A 13976-nucleotide genomic window follows, 5' to 3' on the forward strand; every position below is an offset into this window, starting at 1 on the left:
TTTAGAACCAATTTAATCAGGGAGAACACTGCGTTCTCCCTTTATCGCTACAGAAAGAGACGACCATGAAAAAGATAGTGCTAGCAACAGGCAACCAAGGCAAAGTTCGTGAGATGGCAGATCTGCTGTCTGACTTCGGTTTTGAAGTATTGGCGCAAAGTGAATTCAACGTATCTGAAGTAGCAGAAACTGGCACGACTTTCATCGAAAACGCGATCATCAAAGCTCGCCATGCAGCACAAGAAACGGGTCTTCCTGCGATTGCGGACGACTCTGGCTTAGAAGTCGATTTCTTGAAAGGCGCTCCGGGCATTTACTCTGCGCGTTATGCAGGTGAAAAAGCCTCTGACCAAGAGAACCTAGAGAAGCTGCTTAAAGCAATGCAAGGCGTACCAGAAGCAGAGCGCACCGCTCGTTTCCACTGCGTATTGGTTTTGATGCGTCACGAGAACGATCCAACCCCTATCGTTTGTCACGGTAAATGGGAAGGTCGCATTCTAACTGAAGCACACGGTGAAAATGGCTTTGGCTACGACCCAATCTTCTTCGTACCTGAAGACAACTGCGCGTCAGCCGAGCTTGAACCAGCACGTAAAAAACAACTGTCTCACCGCGGTAAAGCACTCAAGTCGTTGTTTGCTCAACTGTCTGAGCAAGTGTCTCAGTAATCACGAGCGAATTAGACCATGTTAACGCCCCCAGCACTGAGCTTGTATGTACACATCCCATGGTGTGTACAAAAGTGCCCGTATTGCGACTTTAACTCTCACGCACTTAAAGCCGAGATCCCAGAAGAAGAGTACATCAATGCTCTTCTTGAAGATTTGGATACCGACATTGAGAAATACCGTCTTAACGAAGCACCACGTCCACTGCATTCAATCTTCATTGGTGGTGGTACGCCAAGTTTGATTTCGGCAGAAGGCATCGAGCGTCTGCTTAAGGGCATTGAAGCGCGAATTCCGTTCAAGCCTGAAATCGAAATCACCATGGAAGCCAACCCAGGCACCATCGAAGCTGAGCGTTTTATTGGCTACCGCAAGGCTGGTGTAACGCGCATCTCTATCGGCGTGCAGAGCTTTGAGCAACAGAAGCTTGAGCGTTTGGGGCGTATTCACGGTCAAGACGAAGCTGTCAACGCTGCTAAGCTGGCGCACCAAATCGGTTTGAACAGCTTTAACCTCGATCTCATGCACGGCTTACCTGATCAAAGCATCGAACAAGCCTTGGCTGATTTGGACAAAGCGATTGAGTTGGCGCCACCGCACCTGTCTTGGTATCAGCTGACCATCGAACCAAATACCATGTTCTACTACAAGCCACCGACTCTGCCAGATGACGATGACTTGTGGGATATCTTCGAACAAGGACATGAGAAACTCGCAGCGGCGGGTTATGTTCAATACGAGATTTCTGGTTACAGCAAGCCGGGCTATCAGTGTCAGCATAACCTGAACTACTGGCGCTTTGGTGACTACCTTGGCATTGGTTGTGGCTCACACGGTAAGCTGAGCTTTGCTGATGGCCGCATCATTCGTACCACTAAGGTCAAACACCCGCGTGGCTATCTGATGGCATACCAAAACATGGTGAAGCCATACTTGGATAGTGAACAGCTTGTGGCTGATGAAGATCGTCCGTTTGAGTTCTTTATGAACCGTTTCCGCTTAATGGAAGCGTGCCCGAAACAAGACTACATCGATACAACAGGTCTGCCGTTGAGCTCGATTCAAGAGACTATCGATTGGGCGCTAGAGATGGGTTACCTGAGTGAAACCGAGACTCACTGGCAAATTACCGAGAAAGGTAAGCTGTTCCTGAATGATTTGCTTGAAGCTTTTATGGCGGAAGAGGAATAAGAAAAGGAATCGAGATTCGGGAACGGACTGCGTCCTTCGAGAAACAAAAAGGGTTGGCGCTCAAACGCCAACCCTTTCTTTTATTCGTAACAACACTTATCTAAAGCGAAGCGTTCCTAAGTCCCTAATACACAAGGACGAAGTCCGATCTCGCTTCTCGTCTCTTTTCCTTAGAAAATCGAACGACCAATGCGCTCGGCAAGTAGTTCAAGTGCTTTAGTGCCAGCGAGTGAGTTACCAGATGCATCAAGCTCTGGAGACCAAACGGCAATCGTCATTTCACCCGGTACGACAGCGATGATGCCACCACCAACACCTGATTTACCCGGCATACCAACGCGGTAAGCAAATTCTCCAGCACCATCGTACAAACCACATGTTGCTAGTAGTGCATTCAACTGCTTGGTTTGCGTTGGTGATACCACAGGCTTACCCGTTTGCACCGACGTACCTTTATTGGCTAAGTAGCTAAAGGTCTTTGCGAGATCGACACAGCTCATCTTCAATGCACACGCATGGAAGTAGTTTTGCAGAACAGGGATAACCTCGTTCTCGAAGTTACCAAATGAACGCATCAAGTACGCAATCGCAGCGTTACGGTCACCATGCATCATTTCAGACGCTGCAACCACTTTGTCGTATACGATATGAGTATCACCAGATAGCTGACGAGCAAATTCCAACAGACGCTGACGAGGCGCAGAGAGACGGCTTTGCAGCAAATCAGCAACCACAATAGCACCGGCGTTAATGAACGGGTTACGTGGAATGCCCTGCTCCATCTCTAACTGGATCATCGAGTTAAACGCTTGACCAGAAGGCTCTTTACCTACACGACACCAGATCTCTTCTTGCTTGTACAAGCACATTGCCAGAGTCAGGCTCAACGCTTTTGAGATCGACTGAATCGAAAATGACTCTTCTGCATCGCCCGCTTTAATCACTTTACCCTCATTGGTGTATACCGCAATACCCAGTTTGGTATTAGGTACTTTTGCCAATGCGGGAATGTAGTCGGCGACTTTGCCTTGACCAATTAGAGGGCGAACTTCCGCTAGAATGTCTGTCAAAATTTGCGCTGTAGGTTTCATCTTCTACCTTCTTGTCACAAGAACCCAAATGGCTGAGTTCAGAGGTAAAAAAAGCCAACGCGGACGTTGGCTTTTCCATGGAATTGATTCGACTCAAGTCGATTATGGTTTTATTGCCACAATGATGTTGCGGTTGATGGATTGATCAACACGGTGAAGATAACCGATGTAAGGCTCTTCTGAAAGTACCTTCCACCCTTGCTCTTCAAATAATGCCGCCACGTCTTTCCACTTCAAGGTGAATTCGTTGAAAGACAGCACCACAGAGCCTTGCTTCTTCAGAACCACTTTCCATGCAGGCAGAGCCTCTTTTAGAAGCTCCAGTGGGCTGCGGTTCAGTTTGCTGTCTTTGGCATTTTTGCTGCCGTGCTGCACGCCGTAAGGCAAGTCAGACACCATCACATCTACCGAGTTCTTCTTCACAACTTGGTCAGCAATACGCGTATCTGCTGAGTACAGCTTCATCGTTTGAAGATTACCTTTGTTGTAATCATCTTTGTCTGCTGCTGCCTCAACCACGAAGCCATCTGCCACTTTTTTACCACCAGAAGTGCGCTTTTCTTTGCTCACTTTGTGCTTAAAGCGACCATTCTTCATGAACTTAACGATGAAGGTTTGGATCTCTTGAACCCATTTCTGGTTGATCTCAACACCCACAACATTCAAGCCGTGGATCAAACCTTCAAACAGTGTTGTACCTTTACCACACATAGGATCCATCAGCGTTAATTGCGCACTGCCCGTGTTGGCAGCACTGACGCCTAGGTTCACCATCAAACGCGTAAACTGCTCGTTTGTTTTACCTGTGTAACGCAGGATCTGACTCATGCTCTCAGGGAAAGTATTGAATGCAGGCGCCTGAATTGGACGTAATAAGCCATCTTCACGCACTTCAAATAGCGCGTAGTAGATAGATGACGCAGCAATCTTGCCTGCCTGTGCTTCACTTAGTTCGGTTTCGCAAGAGAACACAAGTGCAGCAGGCAGACCCACGTCTTTGTTGCCAATTTCAGTTACTTCAACACCTTCCGACGCCAAAATCGCTTTCAGCTCAGAACATGCAATCGTTATTGCGCTATCAAAGTAAATACGGTTATGACCCGGATTCGCTAATATCGCGTAGTGGTACATCTACTGGCTCCTTAAGCAGTACGCTTGAATTTGATATCCCACACACCGTGACCTAGACGGTGACCACGAGCTTCAAATTTAGTCAGTGGACGCTCTTCTGGACGAGGAATGAAGTCGCCTTCTTCAGCGATGTTTTCGAAACCAGGTGCTTGGTTCATGATTTCAATCATGTGCTCAGCGTAGTTTTCCCAGTCTGTCGCCATGTGGAAGATACCTTCATTAAGGATAAGCTTCTGACGAACCATTTCAGCGAACTCAAGCTGTACGATACGACGCTTGTGGTGACGCTTTTTGTGCCATGGGTCTGGGAAGAACAGTTGTAGCGTTGCTAGGCTACCATTTGGGATCATGTGTTCGAATACTTCTACCGCATCGTGACACATTACACGTAGGTTCGTGATACCTGCTTCGCGAGCATCTGCAAGACAAGCACCAACGCCTGGACTATGCACTTCGATACCGATGAAGTTTTTCTCTGGCGCGTTCTTTGCCATTTCAACCAATGAAGCACCCATACCAAAACCGATCTCAAGCACTACTGGGTTATCGTTGCCAAATACTTCTTTCCAATCAAGAAGTTCAGCTTTGTAGTCGATACCCATTGTTGGCCAGCACTCGTTCATCGCATTTTCTTGGCCCTTAGTTAGACGACCTTCGCGACGCACGAAACTGCGGATTTTACGGATCATTTTACCGTCTTCGTTGTATTCGTTAGTGGTTACTTCACTCATTGATTTTGCCTGCACATTGATTAATCAAAGCGGGGATTATCCAAAGAATTCACTTAGGTGCAAGTATTTGTTGAGCTATCGGACTATGGCAGCCCAAAAGCAAGCAAACCAGACACAATATCCCCACAGTTTATCTGTTGTACTTACACCACAATCTGTGGTGCAATTTTGCTCCTAACCAATAATAGAATACAGAGCAAGTCGTGACACCTTTCGCCAGTGCCATCTTAGAATGGTATGACGCATATGGAAGAAAAGATCTTCCGTGGCAACAAAACAAGACCGCTTATAGTGTCTGGTTGTCTGAAATCATGCTTCAGCAAACTCAGGTCACTACGGTTATTCCTTATTACCAACGCTTTTTGGAGCGCTTCCCGACCGTGGTCGATCTTGCCAATGCCGAGCAAGATGAAGTGCTGCATCTTTGGACCGGCTTAGGCTATTACGCGCGAGCTCGTAACCTTCATAAAGCTGCGAAAGAGGTCGCCCATAAATACAATGGTGAGTTCCCTCTAGACCTAGAGCAAATGAATGCCCTACCGGGGATTGGTCGCTCCACCGCAGCTGCGGTACTGTCGTCTGTCTATAAACAGCCGCATGCAATATTGGACGGCAACGTAAAACGCACACTTTCACGCTGCTTTGCTGTTGATGGATGGCCAGGACAAAAGAAAGTCGAGAATCAATTATGGGAAATCGCAGAAACGCACACACCACAAACGGATGTCGACAAATATAACCAAGCCATGATGGATATGGGGGCCATGATGTGTACCCGCAGTAAGCCTAAGTGCACCTTGTGTCCGGTCAACGAAATTTGTATAGCAAAAAAACAAGGTAATGTGCTTGATTACCCTGGTAAGAAGCCGAAGAAAGACAAGCCGGTTAAGCAGACACGTTTCGTCATGCTGCACCACAAAAATGGTGATAGTCACGAAGTGTGGCTAGAACAAAGACCACAGACAGGTATTTGGGGTGGGCTCTTTTGTTTCCCACAAACCGAACATATTGATGTAGAGAGCGATATTGAATTACTACTAGAACAACGTGGTATTCAAGCCAACGATATTAAACATCAAGAGACTCTAATTACATTCCGCCACACATTCAGTCATTACCACCTTGATATCACGCCGATTTTGATTGACCTGTCAAAGCAACCTAATGTGGTGATGGAAGGTAACAAAGGTCTTTGGTATAACTTATCTAAACCTGAAGAAGTCGGTTTGGCAGCCCCAGTAAAACTCTTACTGGAAGCTCTGCCCCACGAACTTCGTTAATTAATTGCAAGGAGTCATTATGAGCCGCACTGTTTTTTGTGCTCGACTAAAGAAAGAAGGCGAAGGTCTAGACTTTCAACTTTACCCAGGTGAACTAGGTAAACGTATTTTCGATAATATCTCGAAAGAAGCTTGGGCTCAGTGGCAACACAAACAAACGATGTTGATCAATGAGAAGAAGCTTAACATGATGGATCCTGAGCATCGTAAACAACTTGAAACAGAGATGGTGAATTTCCTGTTTGAAGGTAAAGATGTACACATCGAAGGCTACACGCCACCAAGCGAATAAAGCAAACTTGTTTTAAAACAATGACATCACAACCAACCTTGTGGTGTCATTTTTGTATTAACGTCTAACAACCCTAATAACTATGAAAAAGATTGCCTTTATCGCTACTGCACTTTTAATGGCTGGTTGTAGCCGTGAATTCGTCGAAAAAATTTACGACGTCGATTACGAGCCAACCAACCGTTTTGCTAACAACCTTGCAGAATTGCCGGGACAGTTTGAAAAAGATACCGATGCACTCGACGCACTGATCAACAGCTTCTCAGGCAACATTAAGAAACGTTGGGGACAACGTGAAGTGAAGTTTGCCGGTAAAAGCAATTACGTAAAATACATCGATAATTATTTGAGTCGTGCTGAAGTCGACTTCCAAAAAGGTGTTATTACCATCGAAACGGTTTCTCCCACCGAACCGCAAAAACACCTAAAGAACGCCATTATCACCACGTTGTTAACGCCAGATGACCCGGCTAATGTCGACTTATTCTCTTCTAAAGAGATCAAACTTGAGGGGCAACCTTTCCTGTATAAGCAGGTTGTCGACCAAGACAAAAAGCCGATTCAGTGGTCATGGCGAGCAAATCGCTTTGCCGATTACTTGATCGCCAACCAAGTCAAAACTAAAGATGTCGACTTTAAGAAAGCGTATTACGTTGAAATCCCGATGGTAGAAGATCACTTCTCGCAGCGCAGTTACCAATATGCGGACATCGTACGTCGTGCATCAAAGAGATACGATATTCCTGAAGATTTGATTTACGCCATCATCAAAACCGAAAGTAGCTTTAACCCATACGCAGTAAGTTGGGCAAATGCATATGGCTTGATGCAAGTCGTACCTAAAACAGCAGGTCGAGACGTATTTAAGCTAGTGAAGAATCGTTCTGGGCAGCCAAGTCCTGAATACTTATTTAACCCAGAAAACAATATTGATACTGGAACGGCTTACTTTTACATCCTTAAGAACCGTTATTTAAAAGACGTACAGCATCCAACTTCATTAGAATACAGCATGATTTCTGCCTATAATGGCGGAACTGGTGGTGTTTTGAACACTTTCCATCGCACTGATCGCAAACGCGCGATGAGAGATTTAAATTCTTTGCAACCAAACCAAGTTTATTGGGCACTTACCAAGAAACACCCGAACGCAGAAGCGCGTCGTTACCTAGAAAAAGTTACAAATTTCAAAAAGGAATTTAACTCCAGACACACTTTGTAGTGACAGTTGAATAAAAAGCGTTCGAACAACCACTTTTTTGAAATTATTTAAAAAAAGTGGTTGACGCAAAGCGGGAAAATCCGTTTAATAGCGCTCCGTCGCCCGGATAGCTCAGTCGGTAGAGCAGAGGATTGAAAATCCTCGTGTCGGTGGTTCGATTCCGCCTCCGGGCACCACAATTTAAAATTGTTGGTGCTTAGCACGAACAGTTAAAAAAGAAAACGGTACGCCGACTTAGCTCAGTAGGTAGAGCAACTGACTTGTAATCAGTAGGTCACCAGTTCGATTCCGGTAGTCGGCACCATTCTTTTGCCTCGATAGCTCAGTCGGTAGAGCAGAGGATTGAAAATCCTCGTGTCGGTGGTTCGATTCCGCCTCGAGGCACCATATTTGGTGCGCTTGCTTAAAGTAAGGCACAAAACAGAATAGTTCCTCCTTAGCTCAGTTGGTAGAGCGACGGACTGTTAATCCGCAGGTCACTGGTTCAAGTCCAGTAGGAGGAGCCAACTTCTAGAGTTTCATGTAAATGAGATTCTAAAAAATGGAGAGTTTACTCTTCAAAAAAGAAAACGGTACGCCGACTTAGCTCAGTAGGTAGAGCAACTGACTTGTAATCAGTAGGTCACCAGTTCGATTCCGGTAGTCGGCACCATTCTTTTGCCTCGATAGCTCAGTCGGTAGAGCAGAGGATTGAAAATCCTCGTGTCGGTGGTTCGATTCCGCCTCGAGGCACCATATTTGGTGCACTTGCTTAAAGCAAGACACAAAACAGAATAGTTCCTCCTTAGCTCAGTTGGTAGAGCGACGGACTGTTAATCCGCAGGTCACTGGTTCAAGTCCAGTAGGAGGAGCCAACTTTGAAAGCCAAGTCTTCGGACTTGGCTTTTTTCTTATCTGCATTATAAAAACACTTATCTACTTTCAGTATCTCCATTTATCTTTAAGACACCTCCCCTTCAAAAACCCTTATAAACTCAAGATTCATTTAATAAAACACACTTATTTCACGCTAAAAATTTAATCCAAATCATAATTTCAACATTGATGCATAGGCGCGTGTATACATCTTCAATATGATGAATTTATTATTACGCCCCCTAATAAGCTATGCATTGCATAGTATTAAATACGTCTCGTGAGCTAACTATGAAATTAAAAACTCAAGCCTATTTATTATCTGCAATCATCTTGATTGCGTTACTTGCTCTTACTGCAACAGGTCTTTGGACACTACGCGTCGCAAGTAACCTTGATAACAAAGCTCGAGTGACTGAGCTATTTAAGAGTGCATACAGCATTCTAACTGAAGTTGAGAAAATGGCAGTGGAAGGCAAGATGCCTGAAGATGAAGCCAAAGCATTGGCTACTCGCCTACTTCGCAACAATATCTACAAAGACAACGAATACGTTTATGTTGCCGACGAAAACATGATTTTTGTGGCAGCACCGCTCGACCCTCAATTGCATGGCACCAGTTTCCATGATTTCCGCGATGGCGACGGCAACAGTGTTGGTCAATTAATCTTAGATGTCCTAGGTCGTAAAACAGGTCAAATCGTTGAATACACTTGGACACAAAAACTCCCTGACGGCACGATCGAAGAAAAACACTCCATTGCAGAGAAAACGCCCCATTGGAACTGGGTGGTAGGCACTGGCATCGGTTTTAATGAGGTCAATGCTCGCTTCTGGTCAACAGCTCAATGGCAACTAGCACTGTGTCTAGCAATTGCGGGGGCGATACTAGGTGGGTTGATTATCTCCATCCGTAAGATGCTTAATCTACTCGGCGGTGAGCCAAATGACGTACGTGACGCGGTTCAAGCCGTTGCTCAAGGAGATATCCAAACCAGCTTTGAATATACCGCACCAAAAGACAGCATCTATGGTGCTGTACAAGAGATGAGTCAATCTCTGGCTAAGATGGTAACTAACCTGGACGAATCAATGCACGCCTTGCGTTCAGAGCTATCAGCGGTAGAGTCTCGCTCTAATTCGATCGCTGATCTAACCATGTCTCAGCAACAATCGACGGCAATGATCGCAACAGCAATGACAGAAATGGCTTCTTCGGCTAACCATGTAGCAAGTTCGGCAAGCGATACAGCACAAAACACCGATGAAGCAGATAAACAGAGTCAGCACACGCAATCATTAATCCATAGCACTGTAGACAACATCCAAGGGTTGGCGACTCAGTTGAATACGGCAAGTAAAGCGGTTGCGGACCTTGATCAAGATGTAAACAGTATCGTGAAAGTTCTCGACGTGATCGGCGATATTGCAGAGCAAACTAACCTACTGGCGCTAAATGCCGCGATTGAAGCAGCCCGTGCAGGAGAACAAGGTCGAGGCTTTGCAGTTGTTGCCGATGAGGTACGCAACCTAGCAGGTCGCACGCAAGACAGTACAAAAGAGATTCAACAGATGATCTCTAACCTTCAAGAGGGTTCGCGCAATGCTATCCATACAATGGAGATATGTGCCGAGACCAGCGAAAGCACAGTAACTGAATCAATGAACGCCTCAGAGGCACTTCAACAGATAGTAACCGCGTTAGAGTCTATTACTGCGATGAGCCAACAAATTGCAACAGCAGCGGCTGAACAAACGCAAGTGAGTGATGACATTGCACACCGCATCAACCTAATTGAAGAAAGCGGCAGCCAGCTAAATACGGTGGTAACAGAAAGCCAATCAAGCACCCAAACATTGGCATCTTTAGCTGATGAACTTGAAGGTTGGGTGAACAAGTTCTCAGTAAAGCACTAGTTTAAAGTCAATTGTTCAATAAAAAGCACGTTTTCAGACGTGCTTTTTTGTTTTTATCGCCTTTATTTTGCGACAGAACGCCCTACTTTTCTTAAAACAGCGCTTAAAGCATGGTGCATTGCTGCTCAAAATGCATAAAAACAGCCCACTCCGAGCACAAATCCATCAAACGATAATTTATTTTAATTTTATTGTTGACCTGAAAGCCGAAAAGCCTTTTAATACACCTCGTCGCCCGGATAGCTCAGTCGGTAGAGCAGAGGATTGAAAATCCTCGTGTCGGTGGTTCGATTCCGCCTCCGGGCACCACAATTTAAATTTGTTGGTGTCTAACACGAACAATAGAAAGAATAACGGTACGCCGACTTAGCTCAGTAGGTAGAGCAACTGACTTGTAATCAGTAGGTCACCAGTTCGATTCCGGTAGTCGGCACCATTTATTCTTAAACAAGATAATTCCTCCTTAGCTCAGTTGGTAGAGCGACGGACTGTTAATCCGCAGGTCACTGGTTCAAGTCCAGTAGGAGGAGCCATCTTTCGGTTAGTAAGTCGATTACTTATTAACGAAAATGTGCCGACTTAGCTCAGTAGGTAGAGCAACTGACTTGTAATCAGTAGGTCACCAGTTCGATTCCGGTAGTCGGCACCACTTATTAAAATTTGTTCCTCCTTAGCTCAGTTGGTAGAGCGACGGACTGTTAATCCGCAGGTCACTGGTTCAAGTCCAGTAGGAGGAGCCATATTAGAAAAAGCCGCATCACTTGATGCGGCTTTTTTGCATCTGAAGAAAACGCACCGCTCCCTCTCTTCATCCAACTTTATCTCAATAAACAAAAAGCCAGGCGATGTACCTAGCTTTCTCTTTTTGTATCGTATCAATGAGTGTCTAAGCGGAAGGCTAGCTCAAACCGCCAAGGCAGATGTACTTCGTCTCTAGATACTCATCCATGCCTTGCTTAGCCCCTTCACGACCAATGCCTGATTCTTTGATCCCACCAAACGGTGCCACTTCCGTAGAGATAATTCCTTCATTTACCCCCACCATGCCATATTCCAAACCTTCACTAAATTTGATGATGCGCTTCAAGCTATCGGTGTAGAAGTAACAAGCTAAACCATATTCAGTGTCATTCGCCATCGAGAGCACTTGCTCATCATCATCAAAACTAATGACTGGCAGAACCGGGCCAAACAGCTCTTGTTGCACTATCGCCATACCTTGTTCCACATTATCTAAGATAACAGGCTCCATAAAGCGCCCAGAGCGTTTTTGAGGCAGATTAAGCATCGTTGCCCCTTCTTGTACTGCCTGATCGATCACTGCTTCTAGACGATGCTTAGAAGCCATTGTAATCACAGGACCAAGAGTTGTATTTTTCTCAAGACCATTACCGACCGTCAGGCTTGTTACCTTATCTAGAAGCTTAGTTAAGAACGCCTCTTTTACGTTCTGATGCACATACAAGCGGTTGGTACACACACAGGTTTGTCCGGCATTACGAAACTTAGAGGCAATCAAGCCATTCGCCGCAGCTTCTAAATCTGCATCGTCAAAAACAATAAAAGGCGCATTGCCACCTAATTCCATAGAAGCGGCTTTAACCGTATCACTTGCCTGCTTCATCAAGATCTTGCCGACACGTGTCGAACCCGTGAAAGAGATCTTCTTAATTCGCGGATCGGTACTTAATACCAAACCAAACTCTGCCGCTTGCTCAGAAACAACGGTAGACAATAGAGCTTTAGGGATACCAGCCTGGTGAGCAAGCTCAACCACAGCCAGAGCAGTCAAAGGCGTTAATTCAGAAGGTTTAATGATCATCCCACATCCCGCAGCCAAAGCAGGAGCCGCTTTTCGAGTGATCATTGCAATAGGGAAATTCCATGGTGTAATCGCAGCACACACGCCGACAGGCTGTTTAATGGTAGAGAGTCGTCTATCTACCGCTGGTGCAGGTATAACCTCACCATAGGCGCGCTTAGCCTCTTCTGCGAACCATTCAACAAAAGATGCTCCATATGCGACTTCTCCACGACTTTCAGAAAGCGGTTTGCCTTGTTCTAAGGTAATGATGTTAGCAATATCTTCCGTGTGCTCTACAAGCAATTGAAACCACTTTTTCAGCGAAGCGGAACGTACTTTAGCACTGAGTTTTTCCCACTCAACTTGAGCCGCTTTACACGTTTCTATTTGCACATCTAGCTCGTCCAAAGAGCTAGGTTTTAAGCGAATCAGTTCTTGCTCAGTCGCAGGGTTAATAACTGCAATCCCATCTTGAGAAGACAGGCTTTCGAATAAGACTCTTAGTGTTTCACTTTGTATCTGCTGCATCATTAGGTTGTACTCCCAAAAGAACCTTTACTAGGTTAATCCTTCTGACAAATAAGAGTAAAGCAAACAAAGTTTTCTTCAGCGTAAATATGAGAAGTGATGACCAAGTACAGTTAACCAGTGATACAGAGAAGGGAACACAAACAGAGATTGCTATGATTGAAGAAGATAAGTATTTGGTGGGTCATAAGATAAACCCTGTCTTTGATGTAAGAGAGCAAATAGAGGGTATCTCAGACGTAACCAAATGATAGGTTAGATTTCTCAATACTCGTGGAAAGACTGGGGTGCGAATGTAGAGCTTTATCTGAATAAGTGGTTGAGCTTGTAGACTACAGATAAAACCTTGCGAGACTTATTTACCCATAAGAGAAAATCATGTTTCCTAAAACGACAAAACCCACTCCGGAGACTGGACTTCTAAATAAATGGCGGACGGCCGGGGTTGCGGGCAACCGGGACTCATTCCCTGAAAAGGAAATTATTCTGTTCAAAAACGATAAAACCCAGTCCGGAGACTGGGTTTCTAAATAAGTGGCGGACGGCCGGGGTTGCGGGCAACCGAGACTCATTCCCTGAAAAGGAAATTAGTCTGTTCAAAAACGACAAAACCCAGTCCGGAGACTGGGTTTCTAAATAAGTGGCGGAGCGGACGGGACTCGAACCCGCGACCCCCGGCGTGACAGGCCGGTATTCTAACCAACTGAACTACCGCTCCGCACTGGTTAGACTCTGGAGTCTAAATGAGAACCTGGCGATGTTCTACTCTCACATGGGGAAGCCCCACACTACCATCGACGCTACTTCGTTTCACTTCTGAGTTCGGAATGGAAGTCAGGTGGGTCCAAAGCGCTATGGTCGCCAAGTAAAATTCTGATTGTAATGGTGCTGATACCCAGACTCGAACTGGGGACCTCATCCTTACCAAGGATGCGCTCTACCACCTGAGCTATATCAGCATCAAGATGTCCCTTTAGGACTAAAAAAGCCCGCTTTTTCAAACGGGCTCTCTTAACTTTTGTCTTCACCTTTTTTAAAAAGGCAAAAACTAAATTTAAAGCCTGGCGATGTCCTACTCTCACATGGGGAAGCCCCACACTACCATCGGCGCTAATTCGTTTCACTTCTGAGTTCGGAATGGAAGTCAGGTGGGTCCAAATCGCTATGGTCGCCAAGCAAATTCTTGCTTTTACTTTCAGCTTTTTCTAAAAACTGAAGGCAAAAAACTTGGAAAACTGATTTTAAGTTCTACTTACACACATTCAA

General features: G+C 45.4%; 11 protein-coding genes, 14 tRNA genes and 2 rRNA genes. 19 read left to right on the forward strand and 8 right to left on the reverse strand.

Annotated features, from left to right (window positions below; translation table 11 throughout):
* The first annotated feature begins 65 nt into the window (after positions 1 to 65).
* Together J4N44_RS14410 and hemW are read left to right on the forward strand one after the other, a co-directional pair.
* Entirely contained in the window at positions 66 to 668 is a 603-nt protein-coding gene (locus tag J4N44_RS14410; protein ID WP_252044585.1) for an XTP/dITP diphosphatase, read from the forward strand.
* An 18-nt stretch (positions 669 to 686) separates the two neighbouring features.
* Entirely contained in the window at positions 687 to 1859 is a 1173-nt protein-coding gene (gene hemW / locus J4N44_RS14415; protein WP_020197222.1) for a radical SAM family heme chaperone HemW, read from the forward strand.
* A gap of 170 nt (positions 1860 to 2029) precedes the next feature.
* Here the strand turns inward: hemW and glsB are convergent, their stop codons facing one another.
* From glsB to trmB, 3 genes are all read right to left on the reverse strand, one after another.
* Complete coding sequence (glsB, locus tag J4N44_RS14420) at positions 2030 to 2950, reverse strand: glutaminase B (protein ID WP_252044586.1); 921 nt, start codon at positions 2948 to 2950, stop codon at positions 2030 to 2032.
* A gap of 102 nt (positions 2951 to 3052) precedes the next feature.
* Entirely contained in the window at positions 3053 to 4081 is a 1029-nt protein-coding gene (locus J4N44_RS14425) for a TRM11 family SAM-dependent methyltransferase (RefSeq protein ID WP_038899447.1), read from the reverse strand.
* A gap of 11 nt (positions 4082 to 4092) precedes the next feature.
* Positions 4093 to 4812, reverse strand: coding sequence for a tRNA (guanosine(46)-N7)-methyltransferase TrmB (gene trmB, locus J4N44_RS14430; protein ID WP_005449665.1), 720 nt, complete (start codon positions 4810 to 4812; stop codon positions 4093 to 4095).
* A 203-nt stretch (positions 4813 to 5015) separates the two neighbouring features.
* Here trmB and mutY point away from each other — a divergent pair, with 203 nt between their 5' ends.
* The 16 genes from mutY to J4N44_RS14510 all read left to right on the forward strand — a co-directional run bounded on the left by mutY (position 5016) and on the right by J4N44_RS14510 (position 11118).
* Entirely contained in the window at positions 5016 to 6092 is a 1077-nt protein-coding gene (gene mutY / locus J4N44_RS14435) for an A/G-specific adenine glycosylase (protein WP_050922738.1), read from the forward strand.
* Between the two features lie 19 nt (positions 6093 to 6111).
* Positions 6112 to 6384 carry an oxidative damage protection protein gene (locus J4N44_RS14440; RefSeq protein ID WP_005425792.1) on the forward strand — a complete coding sequence of 91 codons (273 nt, stop codon included), beginning with the start codon at positions 6112 to 6114 and terminating at the stop codon, positions 6382 to 6384.
* Between the two features lie 82 nt (positions 6385 to 6466).
* Positions 6467 to 7606 (forward strand): membrane-bound lytic murein transglycosylase MltC, encoded by a 1140-nt coding sequence (gene mltC, locus J4N44_RS14445; protein WP_252044587.1) that lies wholly within the window; start codon positions 6467 to 6469, stop codon positions 7604 to 7606.
* A 100-nt stretch (positions 7607 to 7706) separates the two neighbouring features.
* Positions 7707 to 7782 (forward strand) — tRNA-Phe (locus J4N44_RS14450).
* Between the two features lie 52 nt (positions 7783 to 7834).
* A tRNA-Thr gene (locus J4N44_RS14455) sits at positions 7835 to 7910 on the forward strand.
* Between the two features lie 7 nt (positions 7911 to 7917).
* Positions 7918 to 7993 (forward strand) — tRNA-Phe (locus J4N44_RS14460).
* Positions 7994 to 8036: 43 nt separating this feature from the next.
* Positions 8037 to 8112 (forward strand) — tRNA-Asn (locus J4N44_RS14465).
* A gap of 70 nt (positions 8113 to 8182) precedes the next feature.
* A tRNA-Thr gene (locus J4N44_RS14470) sits at positions 8183 to 8258 on the forward strand.
* Positions 8259 to 8265: 7 nt separating this feature from the next.
* A tRNA-Phe gene (locus J4N44_RS14475) sits at positions 8266 to 8341 on the forward strand.
* A gap of 43 nt (positions 8342 to 8384) precedes the next feature.
* Positions 8385 to 8460, forward strand: a tRNA-Asn gene (locus J4N44_RS14480).
* A gap of 292 nt (positions 8461 to 8752) precedes the next feature.
* Positions 8753 to 10378 (forward strand): methyl-accepting chemotaxis protein, encoded by a 1626-nt coding sequence (locus J4N44_RS14485; protein WP_252044588.1) that lies wholly within the window; start codon positions 8753 to 8755, stop codon positions 10376 to 10378.
* 233 nt (positions 10379 to 10611) lie between these two features.
* Positions 10612 to 10687, forward strand: a tRNA-Phe gene (locus tag J4N44_RS14490).
* A gap of 51 nt (positions 10688 to 10738) precedes the next feature.
* A tRNA-Thr gene (locus tag J4N44_RS14495) sits at positions 10739 to 10814 on the forward strand.
* A gap of 21 nt (positions 10815 to 10835) precedes the next feature.
* Positions 10836 to 10911: transfer RNA gene (locus tag J4N44_RS14500), tRNA-Asn, on the forward strand.
* 40 nt (positions 10912 to 10951) lie between these two features.
* Positions 10952 to 11027, forward strand: a tRNA-Thr gene (locus J4N44_RS14505).
* Positions 11028 to 11042: 15 nt separating this feature from the next.
* Positions 11043 to 11118, forward strand: a tRNA-Asn gene (locus J4N44_RS14510).
* A 158-nt stretch (positions 11119 to 11276) separates the two neighbouring features.
* On the opposite strand, the gene J4N44_RS14515 is transcribed toward J4N44_RS14510, so the two are convergent.
* Positions 11277 to 12713: an NAD-dependent succinate-semialdehyde dehydrogenase gene (locus J4N44_RS14515; RefSeq protein ID WP_017817589.1), complete on the reverse strand. Its 1437-nt coding sequence runs from the start codon at positions 12711 to 12713 to the stop codon at positions 11277 to 11279.
* Positions 12714 to 12799: 86 nt separating this feature from the next.
* On the opposite strand from J4N44_RS14515, the gene J4N44_RS14520 reads away from it, so the two are divergent.
* Positions 12800 to 12961, forward strand: a complete 162-nt coding sequence (locus tag J4N44_RS14520; protein ID WP_009697573.1) for a hypothetical protein — start codon at positions 12800 to 12802, stop codon at positions 12959 to 12961.
* 390 nt (positions 12962 to 13351) lie between these two features.
* Here J4N44_RS14520 and J4N44_RS14525 read toward each other — a convergent pair.
* The 4 genes from J4N44_RS14525 to rrf (J4N44_RS14540) all read right to left on the reverse strand — a co-directional run bounded on the left by J4N44_RS14525 (position 13352) and on the right by rrf (J4N44_RS14540) (position 13886).
* Positions 13352 to 13428, reverse strand: a tRNA-Asp gene (locus J4N44_RS14525).
* Between the two features lie 31 nt (positions 13429 to 13459).
* Positions 13460 to 13576, reverse strand: a 5S ribosomal RNA gene (gene rrf / locus J4N44_RS14530).
* 17 nt (positions 13577 to 13593) lie between these two features.
* Positions 13594 to 13669 (reverse strand) — tRNA-Thr (locus J4N44_RS14535).
* Between the two features lie 100 nt (positions 13670 to 13769).
* Positions 13770 to 13886: ribosomal RNA gene (gene rrf, locus J4N44_RS14540) — 5S ribosomal RNA — on the reverse strand.
* Positions 13887 to 13976 lie beyond the last annotated feature (90 nt).

The sequence above is a fragment of the Vibrio sp. SCSIO 43155 genome (assembly GCF_023716605.1).
Taxonomy (GTDB): Bacteria; Pseudomonadota; Gammaproteobacteria; order Enterobacterales; family Vibrionaceae; genus Vibrio; species Vibrio harveyi.